The following is a 12,441-nucleotide window of genomic DNA, read 5'->3' as shown; positions in this document are numbered from 1 at the left end:
TGCACTTTCTATGACATCGTTGATTGATGTCATCTTTCTCTTGCTGCTCTTTTTCATGCTGTCTTCGACATTCTCGAAGTTTTCCGAAGTCGAGCTGGCGAGTTCAGGCGCACAAGGTGCGGGTTCGGGGGCGGGAGAGCGAGCGCTGTTTTTACAGGTGACGCCTGACGCGCTTCGTCTGAACACAGCAGAGTTGGATATTAAGGTTTTGTCCGAACGACTTTCTCAACTGGAGGAGGGGGACAGCAAGTTGCTTCTCAGCCTTTCCGGTGAAGTGTCTTCGCAGCGTTTGACAGATGTGCTGGTGGTCTTGCGGGCCCATCCGAAACTCTCCTTCCACATTCTGGCTCCGTCATGAAGCGAAGCCCAGCCCGCAGCCGCAAGGAGCCGACAATTGCGCTTATAAACATCGTGTTTCTGATGTTGGTATTCTTCATGGTGGCGGGCACGCTTGCGCCTCCTGTCGATGGTGACCTTGCGCTTGTTGAAACCGCCGCGCTGGAAGGGCGCGAGCCGCCTGATGCGCTGGTGATCGGCAGAGAGGGGCAACTTCGCCACCGCGGTAATGTGTTGCCATCGGCTGTGGCTTTTCTTGAGCAGCCCGACAGGCAGCCAGACGATGTTGTGCGCTTGATGCCGGACCGCGCTTTGCCGGCTGCCGATTTGCTGCGCATTTCATCCGAGTTGCGCGCGGCGGGAGCGGGCAAGATCATGATTTCAACCGAAAGGGCTTTGCAATGATTGAGCGTTCACCTTTGGTCTTTACGTCCGTTCTGATGGCATCATTCGGGTTGCATCTGGCGGCTATGACGCTGATTTCACCAGAGCCTGAGAGCTTGGTTGAAGGGGGAGCGCATGTGGCGGAGTCCTCGATGGGATCAAGTTTCGCGGATTTGACGGCAGGAACGCTGCAACCTGTGCAAACGATCGAGCCTGCCTTGCAGCCAACGAGCGCAGAACCCGTCAAGCCGCTTGAGGCGAGCCTTGTGGCGCCATCGGAAGCAACGGCAAAGACGGCTGGAAAGCCCTTGGAAACTGCGGATGCGCCCGCTCCCGTGAAGACCCTCTCCCGACCTGTCGAAGCAAACATGGTTGTGGCCGCTTTGCCCGATAACTCGAGTGTGCCGAATGCTTCTGTCAGGCCGAAGCTGCCAACAAAGCGGCCCGAGCCGAAGCGAGCTGTTGAGAAAAAGAAAAAGGTCGAGCCTGCGCCCGGAACGCCAGCGAAGAAAGTTGCCAAGCCCCGTGGGAACGCCAAGCAGAATGCAAAAGCCGGCACACAAACCGGAACCCAGAAGAAAGCGCAGACCCAGCAGGCGAGCAAGGCGGCGACAAGCAAGGCACAGGGCAACGCAGCTGTATCGAACTACCCGGGACAGGTCATGCGGCGTATTTCCCGTGTGCCGCGTCCGCGAACTTCGGCAAAGGGGGCTGCTGTTGTCCAGTTCACGATTGCGGCAAATGGCGGATTGGCTTCTGCCGGTATCGCCCGTTCTTCGGGCTCGGCTGCTTTGGATCAGGCTGCTTTGGCTGTGGTGCGCAAGGCGCAGCCTTTTCCGCGCCCTCCTTCTGGTGCGCGGCGGGGCTATTCCATCAAAATTAAAGGGCGGTAGCTGTTTCGATGTTTGAAAGCATAAAGCTGACTAAAAAGATCAGGTTGACATAACCTACTAAAATACTCAGAAAAGGATTTGCAGCCACCCCACAGATTCGCGTTTGGGGAAGCCAGACGCAAAATTGAGTGAGGCGACACGCTATGATGAACATTGAAAGCTATGAAACCACGTCGGCAGACCGAGACGAGAGTGTCGATTTGGAGGTCTTGAACCTTTTACAGTCGGGCACGTCCGACACTTGCGGATTTTCTCTTGAGTGGTTGCTGCGAGATGACGATGCGGCGGAAGTGACGCAATGAGCTTTGAAAACCCAAATCCGACAGCAGGGCAAGTGAGGCAAGCCATCCCCAAGCACTCAGCGAGTGAGTTGATGAAGGATGGCTCGCTGGCACATATCGAACATGAGGGACAGATTTACACGCTGCGCATCACGCGTGCGGGTAAGCTGATTTTGACAAAATGAGCCAAGCCAACCCCCACAGAGGTGGAGCCCCCGTAGGCTATCTGGCCGAGCTTCCAGAGGTCGAGGAGCGGGCTGTAATGTGTTTGCGCCGGTGGCACACCGACGCGTGGGAGCGCCGCCGTGTCTGTAGCGACTTTGGCCAGTTTTTAGGCAACGAACAGGGCTTGTCTGCGGTTGAATCTCTTGAGCAGATTTGTGAGCTGTGCACGCGATATGGCCGCCGCCCTTTGATGCGCCACCAAGTCGACTGCAAGTGCCTTGGTGCGGATGAGGCCTGTTTTGCAAACTTTATCGGCGCGGCAGCAGACGGTGAGCGTGAGGACGCCATGTTGATGGCGACACTTCTGATCCGCCACGATTTTGCGCCAAGCCTTGTCGGCCTCGCCGAAAATCTGGGCCTTGCGCTCAAACGTATATCGGCGCGGGACAATACGCCCATGTATTCGATCAAACCGCATTCCACTTCACTTCACTAAAAGGACGACACATGAAACGTGCTCTACTTCTCACAACGGCAATTTGTCTTGGCTTCTCGGCTCCTGCCGAAGCAGCTGAAAAAGCGGCTGTCATCGACACATACGCCAACATCGCCGAAGCCGCTTTCGGCGATAGCGTTACCACGGCCAAGACTTTGCAAATTGCTGTAGACGCACTGATCGCCGAGCCTTCGGCAAACAACCTGCATAAAGCGCGTGCCGCTTGGTTGGCTGCGCGTGTGCCTTATCAGCAGACAGAAGTTTATCGTTTTGGCAACGCCATCGTTGATGACTGGGAAGGTAAAGTGAATGCATGGCCGCTGGACGAGGGGTTGATCGACTATGTCGATGCTTCCTATGGTGGCCCGTCTGACGAGAACGAGCTTGCGGCGTTGAACGTTGTGGCCAACCCTGTCTTTACGCTTTCAGGCAAAGAGATCGACGCCAGCGAGATTACACCGGAGGTTTTGTCCGAGACGCTGCATGAAGCTGACGGTGTCGAAGCAAACGTTGCCACGGGTTACCACGCCATCGAGTTTTTGCTCTGGGGGCAGGATTTGAACGGCCACGGAACAGGCGCAGGGGACCGCAGCTGGACAGATTATGCGCAGGGCGACGACTGCACGAACGGCAACTGTGACCGCCGCGCAGCTTATCTTAAAGCCGCGACAGAGCTTCTTGTGTCTGACCTTGAGTGGATGGCTGCACAATGGGCTGAAGGTGGCGCGGGGCGTGATGCCTTGATTGAAAATGAAGCCGCCGGCATTTCAACCATGCTCACAGGTATGGGCTCGCTTTCATACGGTGAGCAGGCGGGCGAGCGTATGCGCCTTGGTCTGATGCTGAACGACCCCGAGGAAGAGCATGATTGCTTCTCGGACAACACTCACAACAGCCATTACTACGATGGCCTCGGTGTGCAGAATGTTTACCTCGGTGAGTATGTCCGTGTTGACGGCACGCTCGTGTCGGGCGCGTCATTGTCTGACCTGGTGGCAAGTGCTGACACCGCTCTTGATATGGAAATGAAAGCCAAGCTCTCGACAACGATGATGTCTTTAGGGCGGATCAAATCAGCCGCAGAGGCTGGCTTTGCTTATGACCAGATGCTTGAGCAGGGCAATGCCGGTGGTGAAGCGCTGATTATGGGCGGTGTGAACGGGCTTATTGACCAGACCAAAACAATTGAGCGGATCGTGGCCAAGCTGGAACTGGATCAGATCGATTTTGAAGGGTCCGACAGCCTCGATAATCCAACCGCTGTTTTCGAGTAACAAAAGAACCTTCCTCGGGTGGCCCGCAAGCCAGATGCCAGCGGGCCTTAGAGGGCCAACTCAACTAGGAAATACAATGAAAAGAACAATTAAAACCGCAGGATCAACCTGTGCCCTGCTGCTTGCGTCTACAGCGGCTTTTGCCGAAGGAAGCACCGGATTTTCATGGGAAGGCGAGCTTGAACTCGGGGTTGATTCTGTTGTCTCGTCCGACGTTGCAAGCGAGCTGACAGATGTCTACGGTGTGGCTGACTTCGCGCTTGAGTATTCCTTCAGCAACAATGTGCGTCTTTTTGCTGGGTTCACCATCGAGTCGGTTCTTGATCCGGTCGACGACCGGGTGTTTGAAGATGTGGGGGCTTATATCGGGGAACTGGGGATTGCTTTCAACCTCGGACGCACAGAACTGTCTGCGGGTAAGATAAGCCCGAGTTTCGGCATTGCGTGGGACGCAACACCGGGCTTTTACGGAACCTCCTATGCTGAGGACTACGAACTGAGCGAGATGATCGGTGTTGCGACATCGACGGAACTTGGCAACGGGACGCTTTCGGCAACTGTGTTTTACGCCGACAATACGGGCCTCAGCGAGTCACTCGGGACAAGCCGTGGCCGCGTGCGGACATCGGATGGAGGCGCCGGCAACACCGGTAAGCTCGACAATATCGCACTGCAATATGATGTGGCTTTTGGCAGCACCACGCTGTCTGCCGGTGCGCGCTATTTGTCTGCAGGTGTTGGCGATGCCTCTGATGAGAAAGGCCTCTCTCTGGGGGTGGTTCATGAGGTGAATGACCAACTGTCCGTCATGGGAGAGATCGCGCGGTTTGACGGCTACGGCGGCTCAACAGATGATGCGACCTACGCCACCATCGGTGCAAGCTTTGCCAGCGGCCCCTTGACATACAACGCTGCCTTTACACACCGCGACATCACCAGCACCGGTGAGGATAAACTGCTTTCGCTGGGAGTTGATTATGAGCTGAACAACGGGCGCATGATCACAGCGGGCCTCGGCTTTGCCGACGAGGGCGGTGATAAATCCACCATGCTCGGGGTTGCGTTTGTGATCCCTCTCGGAGGCTGAAAAAATGATCATTTGCCATTGCAACAACATCACCGACCGCGACATTCATGCGGCGATTGACTGGATGCGCGCGGCGGATGGTCAGGCCCTGATCACCCCGGGAAAGATCTACCATGCTCTTGGTAAAGCAGCGGATTGCGGCGGGTGTATGCCGCTTTTCCTTTCGACCATGCGTTCAAACGATAACATGGAAGTCCCCATGCAACTCCGCGGACTAAGACGCGGAACAACACAGGAAACCCAACATGAACGGCGACAAAAAAGTTATTGAATACCTCAACGCTGCTTTGCGCAGCGAGCTGACAGCCGTGAGCCAGTATTGGCTGCACTATCGCTTGCAGGAAGACTGGGGCCTTGGCCATATGGCCAAGAAATCACGCGAGGAAAGCATCGAAGAGATGAACCACGCGGACAAACTGATAGCGCGTATCCTGTTCCTCGGCGGCCACCCGAACCTGCAAAAGCTAGACCCGTTGCGTATCGGCCAGACGCCCAAGGAAACGCTGGAATGTGATCTCGCTGGAGAACATGACGCATGTAAGCTCTATTCCGAAGCGCGCAAGCATTGTGAAGAAGTCGGCGATTTCGTTTCAAAGAACATCTTTGAAGAACTGCTGACAGACGAAGAAGGCCATATCGACTTTCTTGAAACACAGCTCGATCTTGTGGAAAAACTCGGGGAAGAAAAATATGCGCAGCTCAACGCGTCAAAAATGGATGAAGCCGAGTAACGCTCTCGCTTTTGTTGCATTGATCACAGGTTCGGCGGCTATCGGCGGACCTTTCGATGAGCCACATCTGAATATTGTTCAACGCACAGCCGAAGAGGCTGCACGGATCAAAGCTGTTACGCAGCTTACGGACGATTTTAGCAAACCCTCCAAGTTTGAAGAGTTGCCTGCCGGTGCCGCTACGGTGCGCACGAGGCGCAACGCCGACGCGTTTTCGCAACCTTCGGCCAATGTCGGCTTTGATGGTGAGCTCAACTTCAAAGTCGGCAACGGTTTGTTCCGCAAGGTCTGGGTTTCGTCGCCGTCTTCAACACTTGCCTCGGACGGGCTTGGGCCGCTTTTTAACGCGCGGTCTTGTCAGCGCTGTCACATCAAAGACGGCCGCGGCCACCCACCGGAAGGGCCGGATGACAGTGCGATTTCGATGTTTTTGCGGGTTTCCATTCCAGGGACGCCAGAGGACGAGATAGAGGCAATCGAAGGATATCTCGCAACGCGGGCAGAGCCGAACTATGGCAAACAACTGCAAGACTTCGCCTTGCCTGGTCATGCGGCTGAAGCGCGGATCCAGATTGAGTATGAGGAAATCGAAGTGCCTCTCTCGGACGGTGAAACTGCCTTTCTACGGATGCCGACTTACACCGCAGCAGACTTGGGCTATGGCCCGCTTCACCCTGACGCTATGCTCAGCCCGCGCATTGCGCCGCAGATGATTGGGCTTGGCTTGCTTGAGGCCATTCCCGCTGCTGATATTCTGGCGCAAGCCGATCCTGACGACGCGAACGGTGATGGTATTTCAGGACGCGCCAATGTTGTCTGGTCGGTTGAATATGATCAGCCGATGCTGGGCCGCTTTGGCCTGAAAGCCGGCTCACCAACCGTCAAGCACCAGTCGGCCAGTGCTTTTGCCGGCGACATCGGCATTTCGAATCCGCTTTTCCCCACGCCGCAGGGCGAGTGCACGGATTTGCAGGTGGCGTGCCTTGATGCACCACACGGGGCGGATGATGTGCGGGGTGATGAAATCGATGCCGAGGGTCTCGACCTTGTCACCTTTTACAGCCAGAACCTTGCTGTACCAGCGCGCCGCGATGTGGATGACCCGGAGGTTTTGCGCGGCAAGGAGCTGTTTTACAACACGGGTTGCACAAGCTGCCATACGCCATCGTATGTGACGCATCGCCTTGAAGAGCAGCCTGCGCAGAGCTTCCAGCTGATTTGGCCTTACACCGATATGCTTCTGCATGACATGGGCGAAGGGCTTGCAGATAACCGCCCCGAGGCACGTGCTACGGGGCGGGAATGGCGGACCCCGCCGCTTTGGGGGATCGGGCTGACGGAACGTGTGAGCGGACATACCTACTTTCTGCACGATGGTCGCGCGCGATCACTTCTGGAGGCGATCCTCTGGCATGGTGGCGAAGCCGAGTCTAATAAAGATGCGGTGGTCAACATGCCCAAGGATGACCGCGCTGCCCTGATCCGCTTTTTGGAAAGTCTATAAATGAGACAAACACTCGCCGCGCTTGCCATTGCTCTTTTGCCCAGCGTTACTGGTGCGGAAGCTCCGAACGCTGTTATTGCGAAAGCAGTGGATGGCCACGTGTTACCTGCCTTCAGCGTGCTCGCCGAAAGCAGCGAGGCGCTGAAAGCAGCGGCCCTTGCCGACTGCATACCCACCTCGGGGACATTGCTGGACGCCTATCATGAGAGCTTTGATTCATGGATTGCGGCCAGCCATTTGCGGTTTGGGCCGACCGAGGTTGAAGACCGCGCGTTTGCACTGGCGTTCTGGCCAGACACAAAAGGGTTTACTCCGAAGACGCTGGCGGGGCTTATTCGTGCGCAAGACCCGGACGGACTGAATCCTGAAGCATATTCGCATGTTTCCATCGCTGCGCGCGGCTACTTTGCGCTTGAGTTCATGCTCTATGATGATGCAATGCAATCCTTGGGTGACGCGGATTATCGCTGCGCTTTGATCCGGACTATTGCCGCAGATATTGACGCAAATGCGGATGCCATACTTGACGGCTGGACCAACGGATATGCGCAGCTTTTGAAGCAGCCGACCGAGGGGAGGATATACCGCTCGGAGGATGAGGCGGTGCAAGAACTGTTCAAGGCTTTGCTTGCGGGTTTGCAGTTTACCGCCGAGACGCGGCTTGGGCGCCCCTTGGGCACATTCGAGCGCCCCCGGCCTCAACGCGCCGAGGCGCGGCGCTCTGAACGCTCTCTGCGCAATGTGATGATTTCGCTTGAGGCAACTCGTGATTTGGCCGTGGTCCTTTCAGGCGAGGATGCAACTCTTGCACGCGATCTTGAAAGCGCCTTTGACGAAGCGCTGGCGCTTGCCGAAAGCCTTGATGACCCCACTTTTGCTTCGGTCAGCGCACCGCAAGGTCACCTCAAAGTCGAGATACTCCAGCAGTCGATCAACCTGCTGCGTGACAAGATCAACGCAACTTTGGGCGCTCATTTAGGGGTGAGTGAAGGCTTTAACGCTCTGGATGGAGATTAATATGACGTCGCGCCGTAATTTCATCGCGGGGTTGCTTGCTTCGGGGATGAGCCCACAGCTCACTTGGGCAGATGTTGGTGCGCCGAGTTATTTGTCCGCGGCGCGAAACCCTGACGGGAGTTATGCGCTTTTCGGGGTAAAGGCCTCCGGGTCCATTCTCTTCAAGGTTCCGCTTCCGGCACGGGGCCATGCTGCGGCAACGCACCCGAGGCGACCTGAAGCCGTTGCTTTTGCGCGCAGGCCCGGTGTGTTTGCTGTGGTGCTGGATTGCACAACAGGTCTGCAGGTTGCCGAGCTTAACGCAGCACCTGACCGGCATTTCTATGGTCACGGGGCTTTTTCGGCGGATGGCGCCGTTCTTTATACAACGGAAAACGACCTTGAGACCGGTGAAGGCATCATCGGTGTCTGGAATGCTGCCGAGGGTTATGTGCGCATGGGAGAATTTGCTTCAGGTGGCGTAGGGCCACATGATGTAAAACTGATGCCTGACGGTGCTTCGCTTGTTGTTGCGAACGGGGGAATTGAAACCCACCCGGACAGCGGCCGCGCCAAGCTTAATATCCCGACGATGCAGCCTCGGTTGAGCTATGTGAATCTGTCGGGGGATGTCCTGGAGCAAGTCGCGCTGCCTTCGGAAATGCACAAAAATTCGATACGACATCTAAGTGTGAGCGCAGATGGCCTTGTGGCCTTTGCGATGCAATGGCAGGGGAGCCTGACAAGCGCCCCAGCGCTGCTTGGTCTCCACCGGCGCGGACAGGCGCCCAGACTGCTGCAAGCGAACATTGATGAGCATCGCATCCTTATGGGCTATGCGGGGAGTATCGCGCTTTCTGTCGATACGAGCGAAGTTGCCATCACCTCGCCCAAAGGCGGCGTGGTTCAGGTTTTTAATACGCAAACAGGGCAGTTGCGCAGCATGGTTCAGTTGAAAGATGTTTGTGGCATCAGTGCGGGCCAGCAAGGATTTCATGTCACGACGGGAACGGGCCTTTGGGGGAATGTTTCCCACGGCGGGTTATCAGAGAGTGTCACGCAACAGGTTCAATGGGATAATCACTTGATGCCGGTTGCGGTTTGACGGCTGTAAAATATCTGTCGCATACGGCACTTCAGTGATGGTTCCCGAAACAGCCTGATCCGATCCGGAAATGTCAGCGTGGCAAGAAACCCACGGTCTACTTCTGATTGTATTCTTTCTGTGTATGTCTATGCTGGGTTTCTCGTTTTTTGCAGGTAAGCATGTGAGTGGTGCAATCTGTAAAGCGCAGGAGGAGGCGGCCAAATTGTTTGCTAAGAAAGGCTATCGGGCGTCTGTTTTTGCAGTGGTTGTTGCAATAACAATCGCGTTCACGGCCTATTTTGAACATGTCGAGCGCAACCGGGCTTCGGCTGTTTTCACAAGTTTTGCGGATGAAAGTGCTCAAGTTTTATTAAACCGGCTTGATGGTTATGTCGGCACTCTGAATGGCGCGGCCGCTCTGGTTCTAGCCTCAGATGAGGTGAGCCAGCGGGACTGGCAGCGCTACGTCGAAGAGCTTGATCTGGAGCAACGGCAATCGGAAATTCTAGGGCTTGGCTATATTGTTTTAGTGAGTGAAGCCACGGGATATGATATGTCGAAAGAGGCGCTTGAAAGTGGTGTTTCTTTGCCCGCCGTGCATCCAGATACAGGCCGTGACGAGCGATATGTCATTAAGTTCATCGAGCCGATCTCGGCCAACCGTGCTGCTCTTGGTTTGGACATTGCTTTTGAGGAAAATCGCAGGAGAGCGGCGGAACTCTCGCGCGAAATGAACAAGGTAAGGCTCAGTCAGCCGATTGAACTGGTTCAAGACACAAAAGGTAAGGTCGCCTATCTTCTCTTGAGACCTATTTACAAGCAGCAAGCAGAATATGAGACCGAGGCCGGAAGCGGGGACGGCTTTTTGGGCTGGGCTTATATGCCGATTATCGGTGAGATTCTCTTTGAGACTTTGTCCGAGCAGCAGGGGCGAGCGTTTACCCTGAATGTATATGACGGCTCTTCTGAAAACGAAATTTCAAGTCGATTTTCTGATGGGCCTGAGAGCTCCGCTGCGGAACCTTTATTTGAGGTGACGCGCAACATTGATGCATTCGGGCGTAAATGGACTTTGGTTTGGCAAAGCACGCCTGCCTTTGAGAGCGCCAGTTCATCAATCGCGAAGTGGGCGGTTTTGTTGTCTGGTTTGCCCATTCTGCTTCTTCTTCATCTCATAATGGAGACAATTTCCCAACGGGAATTGCGCATTGAAACGGATGTCGCTTTGAAAACCAAAGAAATTCGCGCCAAAAACGAAGAAAACCAATCCATCATCGATAACGCAGTCTTTTCGATTTGTGTGCTGGATGAGAATGATCGGATCATTTTTGGAAACCAAGCGGCCAAGAGCCTTTTGGGAGAGGTGAATATCTCACAGGAGAAGGAAATAAGCAGCATTATTACCTTTTCCGATGAGGTCGAAGCCCCCCATGGCAGCGCCAGACCCGCAAGGCTTTCCGAGCAACCTGAGCGAAGACTCATGATTGAGCGAAATGATTGGTCAACTGCTGATGGCGTGGCGCGCTCTACGCTTCTGATACAGGACGTCAGCGAAAGAGAGGAGAGTGCCCGACGACTTGCAGCCAATGAAAAACGCTGGAACCTTGCGCTGGAGGGGGCGCAAATTGGCGTGTTTGATGTTAACCTTGAAACCCAGAAGTCGGTTGTATCTGACAGTTGGCTGAGACTGATGAGGGTTCCCGACACCGTCTCTGATTTTGATACTCAGGCGTATTTCATGTCTCTGGTTCATCCTGATGATCGAGAAAGCCTGAGAGAGCTGGACCGAAAGTGCATTGATGGGGTGTTGGATCGCTCGGTCGCGGAATACCGTGTTGTGTTTGACGACGGGGAGGTCAGGTGGATGAAATCAGATGCTGTCGTTGTCACTCGCGATGCTAACGGCCGCGCATTGCGCCTGCTTGGGGCGCAAACAGATATTACAGCCTTCCGCGAGGCGCGTGATGCGTTGAAAGCAAGCCAGAAAAGGTTTGAATTCTTGATTGAGCAAGCGCCTGTGGGGATGGCTCTTTTTAACAAGCGCGGTAAATTCTTAGGTATGAACGCGGCTCTGTGTGATCTGACGGGATATTCCGAGGAGGAGATGTTCTCGGGTCTGCGTTTTCGCGACCTCATCTCCGATGAAGATTTTTCCGAATTATTGGATGCATTCGAAAAGCTTGATCACGTGACCCATTCATCGCTTCAAGGGGAATACCTGATCTTTCCTAAAACTGGCCCTGCGACTTGGGGGCTTCTCAGTGTGGCCTGGACGTATGATCCCTCTGAGAATGACGATGTCTTCATCGTTCAAGTGATCGACATAAGCGACAAAAAGAACATCGAGAAAATGAAATCGGAGTTCATAGCGACTGTCAGTCACGAATTGAGAACACCGCTCACTTCGATAAAGGGTGCGCTCGGACTTATGCAGGTCTCGATGATAAAAGACATGCCCAAAGGTGCGGCGCGTCTTGTCGAAATTGCGTCAAGCAATGCTGACCGTCTGGCGGCTCTTGTGAATGATATTCTTGATCTCGAGAAGATCAGCTCGGGAGAAGTTGCGTTTGACGTTGAACCAAGCAGTATGACTCAGTTGTTGAGTGATAGTGTCGAGCAAATGCATCCTTTTGCGGAGCAGCATAAGACGTCAATTTCTCTGAAGGTTCCCGAGAAAGATGTCAGGGTTCTGATGGATTCAAACCGCACCCAGCAAGCTATCGTGAACCTGCTATCCAACGCGTGTAAGTACTCGTTTAGTGATACCGTCGTACAGGTTCATCTCGAGGAACTCGAAGGGGAGGCGCTTGTTTGCATTCTGAATGATGGCCCTACAATTACAGATGAATTTAAGTCGCGTATTTTTAAACCGTTTTCTCAAGCTGATGCTTCGGATACACGGGCAAAAGGCGGAACCGGTTTGGGGCTGAATATTACCAAGCAGATTATTGAACGAATGGATGGAAGGATCGGCTTTTCAAGCAAAGAAGCTTCACCAACGGCATTCTGGTTCACTTTGCCGCTGGCGCAATTGGAACAGGCAGATCAAGGTTTGAAGCCCGTGAATAGAAAGAACAGGGCGTCTCACAATGTCTTGCAGCTCAAGGATGATAACGATTTTTTGTGAATAACCTGACCTAGCGTTCTTTAGTGTATTGCCGTCAGAGCTGACGATACTTTTTTGAGATTGTATGAAACTAAGGCCAT

14 protein-coding genes are annotated in these 12,441 nt (G+C 54.4%); all 14 read left to right on the top strand.

What is annotated here, in order from left to right:
• The first annotated feature begins 10 nt into the window (after positions 1-10).
• The 14 genes from OE750_RS14195 to OE750_RS14130 all read left to right on the top strand — a co-directional run bounded on the left by OE750_RS14195 (position 11) and on the right by OE750_RS14130 (position 12,361).
• Positions 11-358 (top strand): biopolymer transporter ExbD, encoded by a 348-nt coding sequence (locus OE750_RS14195; RefSeq protein WP_263764935.1) that lies wholly within the window; start codon positions 11-13, stop codon positions 356-358.
• Positions 355-741: an ExbD/TolR family protein gene (locus OE750_RS14190; protein ID WP_263764934.1), complete on the top strand. Its 387-nt coding sequence runs from the start codon at positions 355-357 to the stop codon at positions 739-741. Before OE750_RS14195 ends, OE750_RS14190 begins: the two co-directional genes overlap by 4 nt.
• A complete protein-coding gene (locus OE750_RS14185; protein WP_263764933.1) occupies positions 738-1,613 on the top strand; it encodes a cell envelope integrity protein TolA in 876 nt (291 codons plus the stop codon). The genes OE750_RS14190 and OE750_RS14185 overlap by 4 nt, the downstream gene beginning before the upstream one ends.
• A gap of 143 nt (positions 1,614-1,756) precedes the next feature.
• Entirely contained in the window at positions 1,757-1,915 is a 159-nt protein-coding gene (locus OE750_RS14180; protein WP_263764932.1) for a hypothetical protein, read from the top strand.
• The gene (gene hemP / locus OE750_RS14175) at positions 1,912-2,079 is read left to right on the top strand and encodes a hemin uptake protein HemP (protein ID WP_263764930.1); all 168 of its coding nucleotides are present in this window, start codon (positions 1,912-1,914) and stop codon (positions 2,077-2,079) included. The genes OE750_RS14180 and hemP overlap by 4 nt, the downstream gene beginning before the upstream one ends.
• Entirely contained in the window at positions 2,076-2,555 is a 480-nt protein-coding gene (locus OE750_RS14170; protein ID WP_263764929.1) for a hypothetical protein, read from the top strand. Before hemP ends, OE750_RS14170 begins: the two co-directional genes overlap by 4 nt.
• A gap of 11 nt (positions 2,556-2,566) precedes the next feature.
• Positions 2,567-3,829, top strand: a complete 1,263-nt coding sequence (locus OE750_RS14165; RefSeq protein ID WP_263764927.1) for an imelysin family protein — start codon at positions 2,567-2,569, stop codon at positions 3,827-3,829.
• Between the two features lie 76 nt (positions 3,830-3,905).
• Positions 3,906-4,916, top strand: a complete 1,011-nt coding sequence (locus OE750_RS14160) for a porin (RefSeq protein ID WP_263764926.1) — start codon at positions 3,906-3,908, stop codon at positions 4,914-4,916.
• 4 nt (positions 4,917-4,920) lie between these two features.
• The gene (locus tag OE750_RS14155; protein WP_263764925.1) at positions 4,921-5,187 is read left to right on the top strand and encodes a bacterioferritin-associated ferredoxin; all 267 of its coding nucleotides are present in this window, start codon (positions 4,921-4,923) and stop codon (positions 5,185-5,187) included.
• A complete protein-coding gene (bfr, locus tag OE750_RS14150; protein WP_263764924.1) occupies positions 5,162-5,647 on the top strand; it encodes a bacterioferritin in 486 nt (161 codons plus the stop codon). The genes OE750_RS14155 and bfr overlap by 26 nt, the downstream gene beginning before the upstream one ends.
• Positions 5,634-7,151 (top strand): di-heme oxidoredictase family protein, encoded by a 1,518-nt coding sequence (locus tag OE750_RS14145; RefSeq protein ID WP_263765037.1) that lies wholly within the window; start codon positions 5,634-5,636, stop codon positions 7,149-7,151. Before bfr ends, OE750_RS14145 begins: the two co-directional genes overlap by 14 nt.
• The gene (locus tag OE750_RS14140; RefSeq protein WP_263764923.1) at positions 7,152-8,168 is read left to right on the top strand and encodes an imelysin family protein; all 1,017 of its coding nucleotides are present in this window, start codon (positions 7,152-7,154) and stop codon (positions 8,166-8,168) included.
• Between the two features lies 1 nt (position 8,169).
• A complete protein-coding gene (locus OE750_RS14135; protein ID WP_263764922.1) occupies positions 8,170-9,252 on the top strand; it encodes a DUF1513 domain-containing protein in 1,083 nt (360 codons plus the stop codon).
• Between the two features lie 70 nt (positions 9,253-9,322).
• Positions 9,323-12,361: a CHASE domain-containing protein gene (locus OE750_RS14130; protein WP_263764921.1), complete on the top strand. Its 3,039-nt coding sequence runs from the start codon at positions 9,323-9,325 to the stop codon at positions 12,359-12,361.
• The last annotated feature ends 80 nt before the right edge of the window (positions 12,362-12,441 follow it).

Source organism: Lentibacter sp. XHP0401 (assembly GCF_025751535.1).
Taxonomy (GTDB): domain Bacteria; phylum Pseudomonadota; class Alphaproteobacteria; order Rhodobacterales; family Rhodobacteraceae; genus Lentibacter.
The sequence above is the reverse complement of the archived record's forward strand: the minus strand, read 5'-3'. Positions and strand labels throughout refer to the sequence as shown.

Excerpts from the sequence above, each read along its gene's own strand:
- OE750_RS14195 (WP_263764935.1), top strand. The coding sequence starts at position 11 with ATGACATCGTTGATTGATGTCATCTTTCTCTTGCTGCTCTTTTTCATG.
- OE750_RS14190 (WP_263764934.1), top strand. The coding sequence starts at position 355 with ATGAAGCGAAGCCCAGCCCGCAGCCGCAAGGAGCCGACAATTGCGCTT.
- OE750_RS14185 (WP_263764933.1), top strand. The coding sequence starts at position 738 with ATGATTGAGCGTTCACCTTTGGTCTTTACGTCCGTTCTGATGGCATCA.
- OE750_RS14180 (WP_263764932.1), top strand. The coding sequence starts at position 1,757 with ATGATGAACATTGAAAGCTATGAAACCACGTCGGCAGACCGAGACGAG.
- hemP (WP_263764930.1), top strand. The coding sequence starts at position 1,912 with ATGAGCTTTGAAAACCCAAATCCGACAGCAGGGCAAGTGAGGCAAGCC.
- OE750_RS14170 (WP_263764929.1), top strand. The coding sequence starts at position 2,076 with ATGAGCCAAGCCAACCCCCACAGAGGTGGAGCCCCCGTAGGCTATCTG.
- OE750_RS14165 (WP_263764927.1), top strand. The coding sequence starts at position 2,567 with ATGAAACGTGCTCTACTTCTCACAACGGCAATTTGTCTTGGCTTCTCG.
- OE750_RS14160 (WP_263764926.1), top strand. The coding sequence starts at position 3,906 with ATGAAAAGAACAATTAAAACCGCAGGATCAACCTGTGCCCTGCTGCTT.
- OE750_RS14155 (WP_263764925.1), top strand. The coding sequence starts at position 4,921 with ATGATCATTTGCCATTGCAACAACATCACCGACCGCGACATTCATGCG.
- bfr (WP_263764924.1), top strand. The coding sequence starts at position 5,162 with ATGAACGGCGACAAAAAAGTTATTGAATACCTCAACGCTGCTTTGCGC.
- OE750_RS14145 (WP_263765037.1), top strand. The coding sequence starts at position 5,634 with ATGAAGCCGAGTAACGCTCTCGCTTTTGTTGCATTGATCACAGGTTCG.
- OE750_RS14140 (WP_263764923.1), top strand. The coding sequence starts at position 7,152 with ATGAGACAAACACTCGCCGCGCTTGCCATTGCTCTTTTGCCCAGCGTT.
- OE750_RS14135 (WP_263764922.1), top strand. The coding sequence starts at position 8,170 with ATGACGTCGCGCCGTAATTTCATCGCGGGGTTGCTTGCTTCGGGGATG.
- OE750_RS14130 (WP_263764921.1), top strand. The coding sequence starts at position 9,323 with ATGTCAGCGTGGCAAGAAACCCACGGTCTACTTCTGATTGTATTCTTT.